The 17,704-nt window shown below is 73.5% G+C and carries 14 protein-coding genes; 8 read left to right on the top strand and 6 right to left on the bottom strand.

Annotated elements, in window-relative coordinates; translation table 11 throughout:
- The first annotated feature begins 30 nt into the window (after positions 1-30).
- From AB0H64_RS31640 to AB0H64_RS31625, 4 genes are all read left to right on the top strand, one after another.
- A complete protein-coding gene (locus tag AB0H64_RS31640; RefSeq protein WP_357631980.1) occupies positions 31-1,809 on the top strand; it encodes a sigma factor-like helix-turn-helix DNA-binding protein in 1,779 nt (592 codons plus the stop codon).
- An 82-nt stretch (positions 1,810-1,891) separates the two neighbouring features.
- Positions 1,892-3,073, top strand: a complete 1,182-nt coding sequence (locus tag AB0H64_RS31635; protein ID WP_357631978.1) for a cysteine--tRNA ligase — start codon at positions 1,892-1,894, stop codon at positions 3,071-3,073.
- A gap of 173 nt (positions 3,074-3,246) precedes the next feature.
- Positions 3,247-5,775 (top strand): penicillin acylase family protein, encoded by a 2,529-nt coding sequence (locus AB0H64_RS31630; RefSeq protein ID WP_357632083.1) that lies wholly within the window; start codon positions 3,247-3,249, stop codon positions 5,773-5,775.
- 92 nt (positions 5,776-5,867) lie between these two features.
- Complete coding sequence (locus tag AB0H64_RS31625; protein WP_357631976.1) at positions 5,868-6,731, top strand: hypothetical protein; 864 nt, start codon at positions 5,868-5,870, stop codon at positions 6,729-6,731.
- Between the two features lie 98 nt (positions 6,732-6,829).
- Here AB0H64_RS31625 and AB0H64_RS31620 read toward each other — a convergent pair whose 3' ends face one another.
- Positions 6,830-7,954 carry an MBL fold metallo-hydrolase gene (locus tag AB0H64_RS31620; RefSeq protein WP_357631974.1) on the bottom strand — a complete coding sequence of 375 codons (1,125 nt, stop codon included), beginning with the start codon at positions 7,952-7,954 and terminating at the stop codon, positions 6,830-6,832.
- A gap of 58 nt (positions 7,955-8,012) precedes the next feature.
- Positions 8,013-8,447 carry a hypothetical protein gene (locus AB0H64_RS31615; protein ID WP_357631972.1) on the bottom strand — a complete coding sequence of 145 codons (435 nt, stop codon included), beginning with the start codon at positions 8,445-8,447 and terminating at the stop codon, positions 8,013-8,015.
- Positions 8,448-8,522: 75 nt separating this feature from the next.
- Here AB0H64_RS31615 and AB0H64_RS31610 point away from each other — a divergent pair, with 75 nt between their 5' ends.
- Positions 8,523-9,497, top strand: a complete 975-nt coding sequence (locus AB0H64_RS31610; RefSeq protein WP_357631970.1) for a hypothetical protein — start codon at positions 8,523-8,525, stop codon at positions 9,495-9,497.
- A gap of 271 nt (positions 9,498-9,768) precedes the next feature.
- On the opposite strand, the gene AB0H64_RS31605 is transcribed toward AB0H64_RS31610, so the two are convergent.
- The 3 genes from AB0H64_RS31605 to mshB are packed head-to-tail and all read right to left on the bottom strand — an operon-like array spanning position 9,769 to position 11,636.
- Positions 9,769-10,272 (bottom strand): flavin reductase family protein, encoded by a 504-nt coding sequence (locus tag AB0H64_RS31605; RefSeq protein ID WP_357631968.1) that lies wholly within the window; start codon positions 10,270-10,272, stop codon positions 9,769-9,771.
- A gap of 9 nt (positions 10,273-10,281) precedes the next feature.
- Positions 10,282-10,719, bottom strand: a complete 438-nt coding sequence (locus AB0H64_RS31600; protein ID WP_357631966.1) for a DUF6113 family protein — start codon at positions 10,717-10,719, stop codon at positions 10,282-10,284.
- A gap of 11 nt (positions 10,720-10,730) precedes the next feature.
- A complete protein-coding gene (mshB, locus tag AB0H64_RS31595) occupies positions 10,731-11,636 on the bottom strand; it encodes an N-acetyl-1-D-myo-inositol-2-amino-2-deoxy-alpha-D-glucopyranoside deacetylase (RefSeq protein ID WP_357631964.1) in 906 nt (301 codons plus the stop codon).
- Positions 11,637-11,681: 45 nt separating this feature from the next.
- Between mshB and AB0H64_RS31590 the strand changes: the two genes are divergently transcribed.
- From AB0H64_RS31590 to AB0H64_RS31580, 3 genes are read left to right on the top strand one after another with little or no spacing between them, the layout of a single operon-like run.
- Positions 11,682-13,748: a prolyl oligopeptidase family serine peptidase gene (locus AB0H64_RS31590; RefSeq protein ID WP_357631962.1), complete on the top strand. Its 2,067-nt coding sequence runs from the start codon at positions 11,682-11,684 to the stop codon at positions 13,746-13,748.
- A 58-nt stretch (positions 13,749-13,806) separates the two neighbouring features.
- Positions 13,807-14,898, top strand: coding sequence for an epoxide hydrolase family protein (locus AB0H64_RS31585; RefSeq protein WP_357631960.1), 1,092 nt, complete (start codon positions 13,807-13,809; stop codon positions 14,896-14,898).
- Positions 14,899-14,952: 54 nt separating this feature from the next.
- Positions 14,953-15,930: a transcriptional regulator gene (locus AB0H64_RS31580; RefSeq protein ID WP_357631958.1), complete on the top strand. Its 978-nt coding sequence runs from the start codon at positions 14,953-14,955 to the stop codon at positions 15,928-15,930.
- A 16-nt stretch (positions 15,931-15,946) separates the two neighbouring features.
- On the opposite strand, the gene AB0H64_RS31575 is transcribed toward AB0H64_RS31580, so the two are convergent.
- Positions 15,947-17,704, bottom strand: coding sequence for an ABC transporter ATP-binding protein (locus tag AB0H64_RS31575; protein ID WP_357631956.1), 1,758 nt, complete (start codon positions 17,702-17,704; stop codon positions 15,947-15,949).

Below are 17,704 nucleotides of genomic sequence, written 5' to 3'. Positions count from 1 at the left end.
TGGACCTCTCCTGGTCAGGTCGCGCCCATCGTGGAAGATCCCCAGCTGCCAGAGGCATGGTGGCAGGCGATCCCGCTCGACCGCGCCTGCGCCGTCATCGGCACCCAGGGCGTCGCCGCCCACCTCGCCGACCTCGCCGTGGCCTGCTGGGGCCACCTGCTGCTCGGCGACATCCTGCCGCTGCTGCGCTTCTCCGACCCGGCCGAGGCCGAACGCACGCCGGAGATGCTGGGCAAGGACGTGGTGCAGAAGCTGTTCGGCGGGGTGTTCGAGCGCCTGCTGGAGCCCGCCGCCGACGCGCCGGCCGCCCCCGTCCGGCGCGACAAGCCGCTGCCCGACCTTGTCGACGGCCTCTTCAGGGCCATGGACGACCGGCAGCGGGCCATCGCCCGCGACCGGCTCTACGCGATCCAGCGGGTCACCCTGGACGAGCTGGCACAGCGCTTCTCCGTCACCCGGGAGCGCATCAGGCAGATCGAGCGGGACCTGCGCGACCACGTGGAGGGCTGGCTCGGCGGCCCCGACGCGGTGCCGCTCGTCGCGCACGTCACCTGGCTCCGCGGACGGCTCGGGTCCGCCGTGCCGTCCGACGACCTCGCCGCGGCCGTGCCGTGGCACCGCGCGGAGCTGCGCACGCTCGGCATCCCCGCCTGGAGGTTCGTGCGGACGCTGCTGACCGGCTACGAGCAGTCCGAGGGCTGGCTCGTCGCGGGCGGCGCCGAGGAGCTGCGGGAGAAGACGCGCCAGCTCTTCACCGACGGCCCACGGCCGCTCGCCGAGGCCGTCACCATGGTCGCCCAGCTCGGGGTCCGCGAGGACGTCGCCGAGCGCTGGATCAAGTCCGTTCCGCAGCTGCGCGTGCTGGAGCAGCACGTGGTGCCGTGGCCGCGCAGCATCAACGAGAAGACCGAGGCCGTCCTGGCCGTGGCCGGCCAGCCGCTGTCGCCGGAGGAGATCCAGGAGCGCATCGGCGAGGACTACAGCCTCGTCGGCATCCGCAACCAGCTCACCGCCGACGACCGGTTCCTGCGGGTCGACCGCAACAAGTACGGGCTGACCCAGTGGGGCGGCGACGAGTACCTCGGCATCCGGGAGATGATCGCCCGCGAGATCGAGCGGGCCGGCGGCGAGGCGTCGGTCAGCACCATCGTCACCAACCTCACCTCCCGCTACGACGTCAGCGAGAGCTCGGTCCGCGCCTACTCGGGCGGACCGGGGTTCGAGCGGACCCAGCGCGGGTGGATCCGGGTGGCCGGCACCGCGCCCGCCGGCGGCGCGGCGGAGCCGTACCAGCCGCGCAAGGACGTCTCGCTGACGCGCCGCAGCTTCCGCAGCCGCGACGGGCGGTGGTGGCACCGGGTCGACGTCAACGCCGAGCACCTGCGCGGGTCGGGCTCGCCGCTGCCGACCGGGTTCGCGGCGTACCTGGGCATGGCTCCCGGCGGGCAGCTCACCGCCTCCACACCGTCCGGGGACGTGGTGGTGAGCTGGCACAACCAGCCCACCATGGGGTCGATCCGCAACGTGCTGGCCGACTTCAAGGCCGGCGAGGGCGACCACGTCTTCCTGACCGTGTCCGACGGCGGCGAGCTGCTGACGCGCTACCTGCCGGCCGCGCCGGTGGCGATGCCGCCGCTGAACCGGGCGCTGTACCTCATCGGCTACACCGCGCCGGTGACCTCCGAGGCGGAGGGGCTGCGGCTGATCGGCGCCCGGGTGGGGCTGCCGGACACGGCGACGCGCGACGAGGTGCTGGCCCGGCTGCGGGAGCGCGGCGACCGCGACATCCTCGGCTTCCTGGGCGGCTGAGCCCTCGTGTGCCGGCCCCGGAGTCCGGCGCGCGGCGGCGCGGCGATCTCCGGGCCTGGCCGGGCCGGTTAGGCTCGGAGCCATGCTACGGATCCACGACAGCCGGACCGGGACGACCGAGGAGATCGCCGCCGGGCGGGCACTGCGGACGTACGCGTGCGGGACCGCCGTGGCCGGATGGCCGGGCGGGGTGCCCGGCGACGTGCCGGACGGGCGGCCGGACGGGCGGCCCGGACTCGGTGAGCTGCGGTCGCTCCTGCTGGCGGACCTGATCCGGCGGATTCTCGAACGCGGTCGGGTGCGGGTGGTGGCCTGCTCTCCGCGCGGTCCGGGCGAGGCCGGCGAGCAGGCGCTCCGCGACGCCGCCGCGCTGAACTGCCGGCCGGCCGAGCACGCGCCGTCCGTGGCCGAGACCATCCCGTACGTGGTCGAGCTCGTCGGGGCGCTGGTGGAGAAGGGGCACGCTTACGTGACCCCGGACGGGCATGTGTTCTTCGACGCCGGCTCCTTCCCCGGCCTGTCGCCGCTGCCCGCCGGTGAGCGTTCCGAGGGCGGGCGCTCCCCCGCCGACTGGGCGCTGTGGCTTCCCTCCGGCGGCGAGCCCTCCTGGGACTCGCCCTGGGGGCGGGGCGTGCCGGGTGCGCACGTGGTGTGCTCGGCCGTGGCGCTGGGCCTGCTCGGGGGGCGCGTCGACGTCCACGTGGGCGGGGCCGGGCCGCGTGCGCCGTACGAGGAGCGTGAGCGCGCCCAGTCCGACGCGGCGGCCGGGCGCGAGGTGGTGCGGCGCCGGGTCCACGCTGCGGACGTGCGTTTCGACGACCGCGAGCCGGGCGGGCACACGCCGGAGGGCGAAGCGCCGCCGCCCGGCACGGGGGACGCCGGGGGCGGCGGGGTGTCGCTGGCCGAGGTCGTGGGTGCCGGGCTGGATCCGCTGGCCGTGCGGATGGCGTTCCTGGAGCACCACTACCGGCGGCCGACCGTCCTCACCTGGGACTCCCTGCGCGCCGCCGACCGCGCCGTACGCCGCTGGCGGACCCTGGTGGCGGAGTGGTCGGAGTCGCCCAGCGCGCCCATGGCCGCCGAGCACGTCAAGCGCGTCGAGGCCGCCTTCGAGGACGACCTGGACACTCCGGGCGCGCTGCGGGTGCTGCGGGAGCTGGCGGACGACGCGTCGGTGCCGCCGGGGACGAAGTTCGAGTCGTTCCTGCACGTGGATCAGGTGCTCGGGCTCGACCTGTCCAGCGACATCGGCAAGAGCCGCTGAGACCCTCGCCACGGGCGTTCCCGCACGGAACGTGATCATGAATGAATGCGCCGTGACCAGGCGGATTCGGGAGCTCCCGGAGCCGGTGCGAACCGGGCGAGAGGAGTGATCAGGGGCTGTCAGACTAATGGTCCGGCGCGGGAGGACGCGGAGGATCGGAGGTATTCGTGAGGTTGAGGCCCTACGCCTGGCTGCCCTGGCCGTTGCGCTGGCTGGCGCGGGCGCTGACCGTTCTCCTCGCCCTCGCGCTGGTGCTGTCGGGCGTCGTCGCCCACACCGTACGGACGTCGTACCCTCAGGTGGACGGGTCGCTCCGGCTGCCCGGCTTAACCGGGAATGTAGAGATTTATCGCGATAAATCAGGAATCCCGCAGATCTACGCGGACACCTCCGAAGACCTGTTCATGGCGCAGGGGTTCGTCCACGCGCAGGACCGGTTCTGGGAGATGGACTTCCGGCGGCACGTCACCGCCGGGCGGCTGTCGGAGCTGTTCGGCAAGGCGACGCTCGACAGCGACAAGGCCATCCGCACCATGGGCTGGCGCAGGGTGGCCGAGCAGGAGCTGACCGAGCTGTCCGAGCGCACCCGGCGCTACCTCGACGCGTACGCCAAGGGCGTGAACGCCTGGCTCCGGGCCAACCCGAACGCCTCCGACCGCAGCCTCGAATACTCCCTGCTCAAGGTGACCGGCGTCGACGCCGAGCCGGAGCCGTGGACGGCGCTCGACTCCGTCGCCTGGCTCAAGGCCATGGCCTGGGACCTGCGCTCCAACATGGAGGACGAGATCGACCGCGCGCTCGCCCTCACCAAGCTGCCGCGTGACCGGGTCGAGCAGCTCTACCCGGGATACCCGTTCGACGAGCACGCGCCGATCGTCACGCGGGGCGCGATCCGGCAGGACCGGTTCGACCAGACGGCCGGGCCGCGCCTCCGCCTGGGCACGCGCCCTCGCGGACCGGCCGCCGCCGCGCTCGCCCAGGCCGCGCGGACGCTGGACGCCGTGCCCGGCACGATGAGCACCGCCGAGCGCGACGGCATCGGCTCGAACTCGTGGGTCGTCTCCGGCGAGCACACCAGGAGCGGCAAGCCCCTGCTCGCCAACGACCCGCACCTGTCCGCCGCGATGCCGTCGGTCTGGTACCAGGCCGGGCTGCATTGCCGCGAGCTGTCGGAGCGGTGCTCGTACGACGTGACGGGCTTCACCTTCTCGGGCGTCCCCGGCGTCGTCATCGGCCACACCGACAAGCTCGCCTGGGGGTTCACCAACCTGGGACCGGACGTGGCCGACCTGTTCCTGGAGCAGGTGACGGGCGACACGTACCTGTACCAGGGCGAACAGGTCAAGCTGGAGAAGCGGCAGGAGAAGATCAAGGTGGCGGGCGGCGACACCGTCACCATCGAGGTACGCAGCACCAGGCACGGGCCGCTGATCAACGAGGTCATGGGCGACGTCAAGCCGTCGGCCGGCGCGAACGCGGTGGCGCTCCAGTGGACCGCGCTGATGCCCGGCCGCACCGCCGACGCGATCTTCGCGCTGAACGAGGCGGGCGACTGGCACGAGTTCCGGGCGGCGGCCGCGCTGTTCGAGGTGCCCGCACAGAACCTCGTGTACGCCGACACGTCCGGCAACATCGGCTACCAGGCGCCCGGCCGCATCCCGGTGCGCGAGAAGGGCGACGGCACCTGGCCCGTGCCCGGCTGGACGGGCGAGTACGACTGGAAGACCGCGCCCATCCCGTACGACCGCCTCCCGTCGGTGGAGAACCCGCCCGAGGGCTACATCGTCACAGCCAACAACGCCGTCATCGACCCGCGCCGCTACCAGCCGCTGCTGACCAAGGACTGGTCGTACGGCTACCGCTCGCAGCGCATCACCGACCGGCTGCGGGAGGCCGTCGCGAAGGGTGACGTCGACGCCTCCACCATGTCCTCGATCCAGCAGGACACCCGCAACGGCCTGGCGGAGACCCTGGTGCCGGCCCTCATGGACGTGGAGCTCGCCGGGCCCACCGCGCGGGCCAGGGAGCTGCTGAAGGGCTGGGACGGCTCGCAGGGCGTCGACTCGGCGCCGGCCGCGTACTTCAACGCCGTCTGGCGCCACCTGCTGAGCGCCACCTTCGACGACGACCTCCCCGAGGGCGCCCGCCCGAGCGGCGGCGACCGGTGGTACGTGGTGATGCGGCGGCTGCTCGACACGCCCGACGACCCGTACTGGGACGACACCACCACCGAGGGCCGCACGGAGACCCGCGACGACGTCCTGAGGCAGGCGATGGCCGACGCCTACCAGGAGGTGTCCGGGCTGCTCGGCCCCGACGTCCGCGGCTGGCGCTGGGGCGACCTGCACCGGCTCACGCTCACCAACGCCACGCTCGGCACCTCGGGCATCGCGCCGGTGGAGGCGCTGTTCAACCGGGGCCCGCTCAGCGTGGCGGGCGGCAAGGACGCGGTGGACGCCACCGGCTGGAACGTCGCCAAGGGGTACGCGGTCACGTCGGTGCCGTCGATGCGGATGGTGGTGGATCTGGCGGACCTGGACAAGTCCCGCTGGATCAACCTGACGGGCGCCTCGGGTCACGCCTTCCACGCCAACTACTGGGACCAGGCGGAGATGTGGGCCAGGGGCGAGCTGCTGCCGATGCGCTCCAAGCCGGACTCGGTCAAACAGGCCGCCGTCCACACCCTCCGCCTCCGCCCCTGACACCCCCTCCGGCGCGTACGACCGTGGGCCTACCGCGGAACCAACCCTGAGGTTGACGCGCCGAGGCCCCCCGTTTCCGCACCATGGACGGCATGACCCGGTTCTGGTACGCGATCGGCGCGGTGATGGTCCTGGCGGGGCTCGCCCATCTGGGCGTGCTCCTGGTCGACGGCGGCCCGTGGGACGGCCCCGTGTCGTGGCGCAAGCCGTTCACGTTCGGGGTGTCCTTCGGGCTGAGCGTGGCGACGCTGGCCTGGGTGACCGGGCTGGCCGGGCTGCCCCGGCGGTCGCGCCAGCCGATGGTCGGCGTGTTCACGGCGGCGGCGGCCGTCGAGCTGACGCTGATCACGACGCAGGCGTGGCGGGGGGTGCCGTCGCACTTCAACTTCTCCACCGGCCTCGACGCGCTGGTCAGCATGACCCTCGCGACCGGCGGCCTCGTGCTGGTCCTGGTGACGATCTGGGCCACGGTGGCGGTCTCGCGCCGGCGGGCCGGCGTGTCGCCCAGCGTGCTGCTGGCCGTACGAGCGGGGTTCGGCACCTTGCTGGGGGCGATGGCGTTCGGCGCCCTGATGATCGCCCAAGGGGTGACCCAGTCACGCTCGGGCAACCAGGAAGCCGCCTACACGGTGGCAGCGGCCCTCAAGCCGGCCCACGCGGTGCTCATGCACGGCATCCTTCTCCTGCCCGCGCTGGCGTGGCTCGCGGGCCGCGTCCTGCCCACCGAGCGGCGACGGCTCCGCCTCGTCCGGCTGGCGCTGGCGGCGTACGTGGCGGTGGCGGTGGTGGTGTGCGGGTTGTCGCTGGCGGGGGTCACGGCGGCCGCACCGGCGACGGCCTCGGTGCTGTCGGCGGGCGTCATCTCCTCCCTCGGCCTCACCGCGGTGCTCTGGGGCCACCTGCGTCAGGACTCCCCGGCGCGGACGAAGCAGCCTTCAACGTCTTCTCCACACTGACGGCCACGCTGACCACCCACTGCGGACCGGCTCGCCGGTCTGCCTCCGGGTGTGGCGCTGCTCGTGGCGGCGCTGCCCGGCCAGGCGGATCGGGGCGGTCAGGACCGGCTCGCCGCCGGCGCGCCGGCCGTGGCCTCCTCGCGGGTGGTCCGGTGGCCCGGCTCCCTGTCGTGCGTCCGGCCGGCTTCCCGCCTCGGTTCACGACCCGACGCGGAAGCCGCCACGGGCATGGACGACCGCACAGGCACAGGCGACGACACCGGCACGCGCTCCTTGCCGCCGACCGGGGTGAAGGTGCGGGACTCGCCTACCGCGAGGTCCCACAGGTCGTCGCGGTCAAGGCCGTGGGCCTCCCACTCCTGGCGCGCCTGCTCGATCGGCGCCAGCAGCGGCTCACTCGACAGTACGAACGTCCCCCAGTGCATGGTGGCCATCCGCCGGGCCCCCACGTCCAGGCAGCCGCGCACGGCCTCCGCCGGGTTGACGTGGGCGGCCTTGGCGAACCAGTGCGGGTCGTACCCGCCCACCGGCATGAGGGCCAGGTCAAGTCCCGGGTAACGCTCGCCGATCTGCGCCAGCCGCTCGCCGTACCCGGTGTCGCCGGCGAAGTAGACGGAGCCGCCGATCACCCACCCGCCCCACAGCGTCCGGCAGGTGTCGAAGACGCCGCGCCGGCTCCAGTGGTGGGCCGGGACGAAGTCGAGCGTGACGCCGCCGACGGTGGCGGACTCCCACCAGTCGAGCTCGGTCACGTCGGTGAAGCCGCGCCGGTCGAACCAGGGCTTCAGCCGGGCGGGGACGAACATCGGCGTGTCCCTCGGCAGCCGGCGCACCGTGGGGGCGTCCAGATGGTCATAGTGGTTGTGGCTGATCACGACGGCGTCGATCTTCGGCAGGTCGCTCCAGGCCACCCCCGGAGGCGTGAGGCGTCCCCGCACGCCGGGGATCTTGCGCGACCACACCGGGTCCGTCAGGATCGTCAAGCCCTCGACCTGCACCACGAACGTCGAATGACCCACCCACGTCACCATGCTCTCGCCGTCGACCGGGCGGGGCAGGCCGCCCTCGCGGCGCACCGGGATGAGGTCGGCGTCGCCGATGTCGGGGCGCAGACCTCCGTTCCAGGTGACGCTCAGCAGCTCCCGGTATTCGGGGAGGGGCGCGGTGAGTCGGTCCTTGAAGCTGTCTGGCCACTTTCGCGGAGGAATGGGGGAAATCGTCATGATCCGCCCCTTCCCTGCGTGACGGATCAGTCACGTAAGCCGCTTCTCACCTGCGTGCCTACCGGTCCGGCGGTGACTCTCCACGTGGTCTGCGCCAGCGCGGGGGCGCGTGCGGATAGCCGCCGTCGTCGAGCCCCGCCAGGCGCTCGAACACGTTGTACGACGCCTGATGCCCGCACACGACCACCGAGACCAGCATGGAGACCACGTACAGCGGCAGCATGGGCAGGCCCGCGCACCAGGCCCACTGGGTGGCGTGCCGCCCCTCGTGCAGGACGAGCCGCTCGTCGAGCTCGGGCCTTCGGGTGAGGACGACGTTGCCCACGGTGAACGCGCCCGCGATGGGGAAGCGGTAGCGGTAGCCGTGGGCGAGGATGAGCCCGTTGGGTCCGGGCTGCCTGGAGGCTCCGCCGATGACGGAGATGAGCAGACCGAGCGGAGTGGAGAGATTGACATAGTTCGCCACCCGCCGGAACCGATAGCGCCGGTTCATACGTCTCAGCCTTGACCAATCTTGACAAGTCGGAATAATGATCTGAGTCCTGAAATCTCCCCTGAGAGCAGGATCATGAGATTGACGACCCTGGGCGCGCTGCTCGGTGCACTGGCCTTGGCCGGCGCCGGCGGCATCGCCGTCACGCAGACTTCAGCGACCGATCCCCTGGGCTTATCCGCTCCCCCTCTCCGCGTGGTGGTGGCGTCCACCAACACGCCCACGCCCACGTCGTCCCCGACGCCCACAGTCGGGACGTACACCGCGAAGACGAAGGTCGTCAAGAAGGACGGCGTCTCCCATCTGAACGTCTCCATCACGTACGACGGCGCGGCACGCTTCACCGTCAAGCAGAAGGTGTGCAGAGGCAAGTCCTGCAGGACGGCCACCACCGAGCTGCCCGTGACCACCGGCGCCGGGCAGGTCACCAAGAAGCTCGGCAAGGGCACGTACAAGGTACGGGGCAAGCCGAAGGTGCGGGCCAAGGCCCTGCCGTGGCCCACGCGGACCGTGACGGCCACTCCCACGGCGGCCCCGACGGAGACGGTGACGGTCACCGCCGCCCCGGAGCCCGCCGGCACCGTCACGATCTCGGCGACGGAGACCGCCACCGAGCAGGTCACGACGACCGTCACGGCCCCGGCCGAGACGGTCACCGAGACGGCGCCCGCCGAGACGGTGACGGCCACGGTGACGTTCACGTGCCGGCCGTCCACGGAGACGCCCGTGCCCGAGGCGCCGCCGGAGGGCGCGTCCCCGTCCACGACGCCGTCGATCACGCCGCCCTCGGCCACGCCGGTCCCGGAGACCCCGACGCCGACGCCACCTGCCGGCACGCCACCTGCCGACACGGTCTCGCCCACGAACACGGGCGGACCGACGGACACGCTCACACCCACCGACACGGGCACGGTCCCGGCGGAGCCCGTCCCCGCCTGCCCACCGGCCACGGAGCCCCCGGCGGAGCCGCCGTCCGTGTCACCCACGCCGGAACCCACACCGCAGGCGGCCACGACGACCGCCCCGCCCACCCAGGCGCCGCCTCAGTAACCCTTCCATGACCACCACCCCGGAGGACCCGGCCACTGATACCGGCACCGGCTACTCCGGGGTGGGTTAGGGATGGCCGGCACCGCAGGAGCCACGGTGGTGGCTCACGTCGCGCGCGTCGCGGCGCCCGGCCCCGCACGCTGGACGGGCGTGCCCCTGGACGGACGCCCGCCACGTGCGGCGACTGGGCCTTCCCGTGCTGTGCCGTAAAGGGCTGTGCCGTAAAGGATGGAGAGACCCAGGGCCCTGCCGTGCTCTGCCGTGAAAACGCTCAGGAGAACGAGCTGTACCCGCCGGCGTGATACACGAGCGGATCGTCGTCCGAAGGGGTGCCGAGATGGGTCACGGCGCCGACGATGATCGAGTGGTCGCCGCCCGGATGCACCGCCGACGTCGTCGCCTCCAGCGTCGCGATCGCCCCGTCGAACAGCGCCACCCCCGCCGGCGACCGGTGGTGCGGCCAGCGGGCGAGCTGGCCGTCGAGCGCGCGTCCGCGGTGCGCGAAGAAGCGTGAGGCGTCCTCCATCGACGCCGGGAGCACCGACACCCCCCACACCCCCGCCTCCAGCACCGCCGCGTGGAAGCGGGCCACCTTCTCGGCGCAGAAGAGCACCAGCAGGGGATCCAGCGACACGGACGTGAACGAGTTGACGGTCATCGCATGATCCACCTCGCCCACGCGGGTCGTGACGACCGCGACTCCGGTGGCGAACCTCCCGACGACCTTCCGGTACGTCTGCCGGTCCACGTGCCGCTTGAGGGAATCATGGTGCACGGATGTACTTTACGTCGGGTTTCGTGGCATCTGCCCGCGCAGCAGCCACGAGCCGCGCGACGACGCCGGCGACAGCAGGAAGGCGGCCACCACCGCGACCATGCCCCCGTACAGGTAGACATAGCCGGCGGCGCCGCCCGAGATGACCAGATCGCCCTGGGAGAGCGGGAACGAGAACGGCATCGACACCAGCAGCCAGCCCGCGGCCGTCACCGCCGCCCCGGCCCGGGACCGCAACATCCGGCCCGCCCCCAGACACACGGCGAACAGCACCAGCAGCCAGCCGATCGCCGCGACCGGAACGGGGCCGGCGTGCCAGGCGGCCTGCGTGAACCCGCCGACGACGCCCATGACCACTCCCAGCACGAACAGCATGCCGTAGGCCGCGCCTCCCAGCGCGGACTCGCCCTGGCCGCGTCGCTCCGTGTCGAAGCCGCGTTCCTCCATGTGTGACGAGGTTAGTGGATCCCGGCGAACAGGTCGTTCTCGCGGTTGTGGGGCTCCCCGAGGCCGCCCGCCTCGGCCGGGGCCCCCGGCAGCGCGGGCCCCGGCACCCCGATGGCCAGCACGAAGTGCTCGACCCCGAGCGCCTCCTGCCCGATCCCGTTCGACAGCGCGAACCACGGCTCCCGCACCGTGACCTGCGTCTCGTGGGCCCGCAGGGCCGCCAGCTTGGCCCCCACCCACGGCCGCGCGTCGATCTCCGTGGTGATCGCCTCGTCGGGGCTGCCGAACGGCACGTCGTCCACGTCCTCGGCGATGAAGCCCGAGCGCGACTCGCGCAGCGCCTCGGCCGTGCGCCGCATCACGGACCTGGCCGCGGCCGTGTGGTAGAGCTTGGCGATCTGCCACGGCTCGCCCTCCCCGAACGCCGGGTCCGCGGCCAGCGCGAACGCCCGCCACGACACCCGGTGCGCCTGGATGTGGTCCGGGTGCCCGTAGAAGCCGTTGGCGTCGTAGGTGACGAGCACCTGGGGCCGCACCTCGCGGATGACCTTGACCAGCTCCCCGGCGGCCTCGTCCAGGTCGGCCTGCCAGAAAGCGCCGGGACGGTCGTTGGAGGCGACGCCCATCATCCCCGAGTCGCGCCAGCGTCCCGGCCCGCCGAGGAAGCGGTGGTCGCGCACCCCCAGTGCCGCGCACGCCGCGGCCAGCTCGCCGATCCGGTGCGGCCCGAGCGCGTCGTCGCGGTCGGCGGCCAGGTGCGCGAGGTGGCCGGGGATGACCTCCCCCTCCTCGCCGAGCGTGCAGGTCACGAGCGTGACGTGGGCGCCCTCGGCCACGTAGCGGGCCATGGTGGCGCCGGTGCCGATCGACTCGTCGTCGGGGTGAGCGTGAACGAGCAGCAGCCGTCGATCGGTCATGAGTCAGAGCGTAACCAACCACCGCCTCCTGGCAGGATTGGGCCCATGAGTGAGAGCTTCCCGCGTCTGTCGGCCAGGACCCGCCGGTTCACCCTCGGGGTGCCCAGGGGCTTCACGATCTCCCCCGACGGCTCCAGGGTGGTGTTCCTGCGGACGAAGGCCGGCACCGACCCGGTCACCTGCCTGTGGGAGCTCGACACCGAGACCCACGTCGAGCGGCTGGTCGTCGACCCGCGGGCGCTCGACGCCGACGAGGGCGACCTGCCGCCCGAGGAGCGCGCCCGGCGCGAGCGCAGCCGTGAGCAGGCGGGCGGCGTGGTCGCCTACAGCACCGACGCCGCGGTGACGGCCGCCGTGTTCGCCCTGGCCGGCGGCCTGTACGTGACGGAGCTGGCGAGCGGCCGGTCGCGCCGCCTGGACGCGCCGGGCGCGGTGATCGACCCGCGCCTGTCCCCGGACGGCCGGCACGTCGCGTACGTGTCCGAGGGCGCGCTGCGCGTCCAGGACCTCGCCTCGGGCGAGGACCGCGCGCTGGCGACGCCGGAGTCCCCCACCGTGACCTACGGCCTGGCGGAGTTCATCGCGGCCGAGGAGATGGACCGGATGCGCGGCCACTGGTGGTCGCCCGGCGGCGACGCGCTGCTGGTGGAGCGGGCCGACGAGGCCCCGGTCCACACCTGGTACATCGCCGACCCGGCCAACCCCGACCGGACTCCGACGGCCCAGCGCTACCCGGCCGCCGGCACGCCCAACGCGGTCACCGAGCTGTTCGTGCTCGGGCTCGACGGCTCGCGGGTGGCGGTGCCGTTCGAGGACGAGTACCTGACCACGGCCGCCTGGGACTCCCACGCGCTGTCGATCGTGACGATGCCGCGCCACCAGAAGGCGCTGCGCCTGTTCGAGGTGGATCCGGCGACGGGCGCCTCGACACTGGTGCGCGAGGACACGGACCCGGCCTGGGTGGACATCGTCAACGGCGTGCCGGCCCACCTGGACGACGGCTCACTGGTGTGGGTGGCCTCCGCCGACGGCGGCCACCGCCTGTTCGTCGGCGACCGCGCGGTCACGCCGCCCACGCTCCAGGTGCGGGCCGTGCTCGACGTCGACCACGACAGCGTGCTGTTCAGCGCCAGCGGCGACCCGACCGAGATCCAGCTCTGGACGTGGGACGGCCACTCGCTGCTGCCGGTCTCGACCCGTTCCGGGGTGTTCTCGGGGCGGATGGCCGGCGGCGTCGGCGTGCTCACCGAGCAGAGCCTCGACGCGGAGGGCGTGTCCACGACGGTCGTCCGCCGTGACGGCATGGCCATCCCGATCCCGTCCATGGCCGAGCGCCCCGGCCTGGACCTGCGGGTCTCGCTCGGCCGTTCCGGCCGCCGCGAGCTGGCCACCGCCGTGGTGCTGCCCTCCTGGCACCAGCCGGGCTCGGGACGGCTGCCCGTCCTCATGGACCCGTACGGCGGGCCGCACGCGCAGCGCGTGCTCAACCGGCGGGGCGGCTACCTGGAGAGCCAGTGGTTCGCCGAGCAGGGGTTCGCGGTCATCGTGGCCGACGGCCGCGGCACGCCCGGCAGGGGGCCGGCGTTCGAGCGGGAGGTGCTCGACGACCTGGCGACCCCGGCCCTGGAGGACCAGATCGACGCGCTGCAGGGCGTGGCCCAGCAGTACCCCGACGACCTCGATCTCGGGCGGGTGGCGATCCGCGGCTGGTCGTTCGGCGGCTACCTGGCGGCGCTGGCGGTGCTGCGCCGGCCGGACGTGTTCCACGCGGCCGTCGCGGGGGCGCCGGTGACCGACTGGCGGCTGTACGACACCTGCTACACCGAGCGCTACCTGGGCCACCCGGAGGAGCAGCCGGACGTGTACGACAAGTCCTCGCTGTTCGGCGACGCGGCCAAGCTGGAGCGGCCCCTGCTGCTCGTGCACGGCCTGGCCGACGACAACGTGGTGGCCGCCCACACGCTGCGCCTGTCCTCCGCGCTGCTCGCGGCGGGCCGCCAGCACACCGTGCTGCCGCTGTCGGGCGTCACCCACATGACGCCGCAGGAGGTCGTCGCGGAGAACCTGCTGCTGCTCCAGGTCGACTTCCTGAAGCGCGCGCTGGGCGACTGACACCGGCCCCGGCACCGGAGGACAGAAGGTGGCCGCGATCCTTCCTAGGGTCGCGGCTATGTCTTCACCGACCCCTTTCACCATCGACGTCCCCGAGTCCGACCTCGACGAGCTGCGGCGCCGGCTCGACGCCACCCGCTGGCCCGCCGACCTGCCCGGCACCGGCTGGACCCGCGGCACCCCCGTGGACCACGCGAAGGAACTGGCCGCCTACTGGCGCACGGACTTCGACTGGCGCGCCCAGGAGCGGCGGCTCAACGCGCTGCCGCAGTTCACGACCGTCATCGACGGCCAGACCGTCCACTTCGCCCACGTCCGCTCGGACGATCCCGGCGCGCTGCCGCTCGTGCTGCTGCACGGCTGGCCGATGTCCTTCGTGGAGTTCCTGGAGGTGGTCGAGCCGCTGCGCAAGGACTTCCACCTGGTGATCCCGTCGATCCCCGGGTTCGCGTTCTCGTCGCCGCTCGCCGAGCCGGGCTGGACCGCCGGCCGCGTCGCCGGGGCGTTCACGCGGCTGATGGAGATCCTCGGCTACGACCGGTACGGCGTGCACGGCGGCGACACCGGCGCGTTCGTCGCCCCGGAGATGGCCCGTCTGGCCCCCGAGCGGGTCGCCGGCGTCCACCTCAGCGGCATCCTGTCGTTCCCGGCGGGCGACGAGGAGGAGGACGCCCGGCTGACGGACGTGGAGCGCGAGCGGGCCGCCGCCCTTGAGGAGGCGACCGCCGGGTACGTCGCGATCCAGTCGCGCTCCCCGCAGACGCTCGCGTACGGCCTGACCGACTCCCCGGCCGGGCAGCTCGCCTGGATCGCGGAGATGTTCCACCGCTGGGCGGGCGGCCCGGTGGACCGTGACCTCTTCCTCACCAACGTCACCCTCTACTGGCTGACCGGCACGGCCGGCTCGGCGGCGCAGATCTACTACGAGCAGGTCAACGACCCGGCGGGCTGGGAACCCAAGCCGCGCGGCACCGTCCCCACGGGCGTGCTGCTGGCGGGGACGAACGAGTACGGCATCCGGCCGTACGCCGAGCGCGACCACGCGATCGTGCACTGGTCGCAGCAGGACGCCGGCGGCCACTTCCTCGCCATGGAGGAGCCGGGGGTGTTCGCCGAGGACGTCCGCGCGTTCTTCGGCACCCTGACCTGACCCTTGGGTTGATCGCGGTCGGTTACCGGCCGCGATCGGTGGCAGAGTCGTCGTGTGCTCGAGACCTCTGCCCGCCTGCTCCGCCTGCTGAGCCTGTTGCAGGGACGCCCCTACTGGCCGGGGGCGGAGCTGGCCGGGCGGCTCGGGGTCAGCCCCCGAACGCTGCGGCGCGACGTCGGCAAGCTGCGTCACCTCGGTTACCCCGTCGACGCGGTGGGCGGGGTGGGCGGCGGCTACCAGATGGGCAGCGGCGGCGCGCTGCCGCCGCTGCTGCTCGACGAGGAGGAGGCGGTGGCCGTGGCGGTGGCGCTGGGCACGGCCGCGGGCGGCGCGGTCACCGGCATCGCCGAGACGTCCGTGCGCGCCCTCGCCAAGCTGGACCAGGTCCTCCCGTCGCGGCTGCGCCACCAGGTGGGAACACTCGGCGCGGCGATGGTGGCCATGCCGGCCGGCGGTCCCACGGTGGACCCCGCGACGCTGACCGCCATCGCCGCGGCGGTGCGCGACCGGGAGCGGCTGCGGTTCGGGTACGTCGCGCGCGAGGGCGAGGAGAGCGTGCGCGACGCCGAGCCGTACCGGCTGGTCAGCGGCGGCCGGCGGTGGTACCTCCTCGGCTGGGACACGACTCGGGACGACTGGCGCACGTACCGGGTGGACCGCATGTCCCTGCGGGTGCCGAACGGCCCGCGCTTCGTCCCGCGCCCGCTGCCCGACGAGGACGTGGCGCGCTACCTGGCCGCGGCCACGGCCACCCGGCCGCACCGCCACCAGGCCGTCCTGACCATGTACGCCCCGGCGACGGAGGTGGCCGGCGAGGTGCCCGTCACGCTCGGCGTGGTGGAGCCGATCGACGAGCGCACGTGCGTCCTGCGGATCGGCTCCGACAGCCTCGACCACCTGGCGGTGTGGGTGGCCGCGTTCGGGTTCGAGTTCGAGGTGAGGGAGCCGCCGGAGCTGCTGGAGCGCCTGCGCACGCTCACGGGGCGCCTCCAGCGCGCCGCCTGGCCGCCAGAGCGGCCCCTGGGCGGGTGACGCGGGCGGAGCAGGGTCAGCCGCCCGTGCGGGCCGGGGCGCCGTGCCAGCTGCTCCACAGCGCCGCGTACGAGCCGCCCGCCGCCACCAGCTCCTCGTGCGGGCCCAGCTCGGTGATCCGCCCGTCCTCCACCACCGCGACCCGGTCCGCGTCGTGCGCCGTGTAGAGACGGTGCGCGATCGCGATGACCGTGCGCCCGTCCAGCACCGCCGCGAGCGAGCGCTCCAGGTGCCGGGCGGCGCGCGGGTCGATCAGCGAGGTGGCCTCGTCCAGCACCAGCGTGTGCGGGTCGGCCAGCACGAGCCGGGCCAGCGCGAGCTGCTGCGCGTGCGCCGGCGAGACGGCCGTCCCGCCGGAGCCCACGACCGTGTCCAGGCCGTCCGGCAGGGCGAGGAGCCAGTCCAGCGCGTCCACGGCCGCGAGCGCGTCGCGCACGGCCTCGTCATCGGCCTCCGGCCGGGCGATGAGCAGGTTGTCGCGGATCGTGCCCTTGAACACGTGGTGCTCCTGGGTGACCAGCGCGACGTGCCCGCGCAGGTCGTCCAGCGGCAGCTCCACCAGCGGGACGCCGCCCACCGACACGGTGCCCTCGCGCGGGCCGTGGATGCCGGCCAGCAGCCTGCCCAGCGTGGACTTGCCCGCCCCAGACGGCCCGACCATGGCCAGGCGCTCGCCGGGCCGCACGGTGAGGGACACGCCGTGCAGCACGTCGCGCCCCTCCCGGTAGGCGTAGCGGACGTCGTCGGCCGCCAGCAGCTCGCCGGAGGGCCGGGCGCCGGAGGGGGCGCGGTCGTCGCGCACCTCCGCGACGCCGAGCAGCCGGGCCATGGCCGCCCCGCCGACCTGGAGCTCGTCGATCCACATGAGGAACCGGTCGAGCGGGTCGATGAGCTGCTGGGCGTACAGGGTGGCGGCGGTGACCTGGGCCAGCGTGACCCAGCCGTCGATGTAGAACAGGCCGCCGACGAGCAGCGTGGACACGACGGGGACGACGTAGCCCAGCTCCACGGCCGGGAACCAGACCGTGCGCAGGCCCAGCGTGTAGCGCTCGGCCGCGAAGGAGCGGGCGATGTCGCGGTCGGTCCGCTCCCGCCGTCGCCCCTGGAGGCCGAGCGCCTCGACGGCCCTGGCGCCCTGCACGGTCTCGGCCAGGCACTCGGTCATGTCGGCGTAGGCGGCGTTCTCGCGCAGGTAACCGTCCCGGGCCCTTCTGAGGTACCAGCGGGTGGCGAACCACAGCAGCGGCGCGGCCACCAGCATCGGCAGCATGAGCAGCGGTCCGACCAGGACGAGCGCGCCCATCGTGATCGCGAACGTGACGACCGCGATCAGCGTCTCGGGCACGGCGTGCCGCACGGTCCTGGACAGCGAGTCGACGTCGCGGGACGTGCGCGTGATCAGGTCGCCGGAGCCGGCCCGCTCCACCGTGGACAGCGGCAGGGCGAGCACCCGCTCGACGAACTCCTCCCGCAGCTCGGCCAGGACCTTCTCGCCGAGCCGGGCCGAGGCCAGCACCGCGTAGCGGACCAGCACCCCCTGGAGCAGCAGGAAGGCGCCGATGCCGCCCGCGACGAGCGCGACGTTGACGCCGGCGCCCTTCTCGACGTCCTGGACGAGCCGGCCGAGCTGCCACGGCACGGCCAGCCCGGCGACGGCGGCCAGCCCGTGCAGGGCGAGGGCGGTGGCCAGCCGGCGCGGGTACCTCAGCGTCAGCCGCCGGGCGTAGGCGCGCACCCGCGCCTGGTCGGCGACCGGCAGGATCTCGCGGGCCAT

It is taken from the genome of Nonomuraea sp. NPDC050733 (assembly GCF_040654215.1).
Classification (GTDB): Bacteria; Actinomycetota; Actinomycetes; order Streptosporangiales; family Streptosporangiaceae; genus Nonomuraea.
This window is presented reverse-complemented; position numbering and strand designations above follow the sequence as displayed.

Excerpts from the sequence above, each read along its gene's own strand:
- AB0H64_RS31635 (WP_357631978.1), top strand. The coding sequence starts at position 1,892 with ATGCTACGGATCCACGACAGCCGGACCGGGACGACCGAGGAGATCGCC.
- AB0H64_RS31625 (WP_357631976.1), top strand. The coding sequence starts at position 5,868 with ATGACCCGGTTCTGGTACGCGATCGGCGCGGTGATGGTCCTGGCGGGG.
- AB0H64_RS31590 (WP_357631962.1), top strand. The coding sequence starts at position 11,682 with ATGAGTGAGAGCTTCCCGCGTCTGTCGGCCAGGACCCGCCGGTTCACC.
- AB0H64_RS31620 (WP_357631974.1), bottom strand. The coding sequence starts at position 7,954 with ATGACGATTTCCCCCATTCCTCCGCGAAAGTGGCCAGACAGCTTCAAG.
- AB0H64_RS31615 (WP_357631972.1), bottom strand. The coding sequence starts at position 8,447 with ATGAACCGGCGCTATCGGTTCCGGCGGGTGGCGAACTATGTCAATCTC.
- AB0H64_RS31585 (WP_357631960.1), top strand. The coding sequence starts at position 13,807 with ATGTCTTCACCGACCCCTTTCACCATCGACGTCCCCGAGTCCGACCTC.
- mshB (WP_357631964.1), bottom strand. The coding sequence starts at position 11,636 with ATGACCGATCGACGGCTGCTGCTCGTTCACGCTCACCCCGACGACGAG.
- AB0H64_RS31575 (WP_357631956.1), bottom strand. The coding sequence starts at position 17,704 with ATGGCCCGCGAGATCCTGCCGGTCGCCGACCAGGCGCGGGTGCGCGCC.
- AB0H64_RS31610 (WP_357631970.1), top strand. The coding sequence starts at position 8,523 with ATGAGATTGACGACCCTGGGCGCGCTGCTCGGTGCACTGGCCTTGGCC.
- AB0H64_RS31600 (WP_357631966.1), bottom strand. The coding sequence starts at position 10,719 with ATGGAGGAACGCGGCTTCGACACGGAGCGACGCGGCCAGGGCGAGTCC.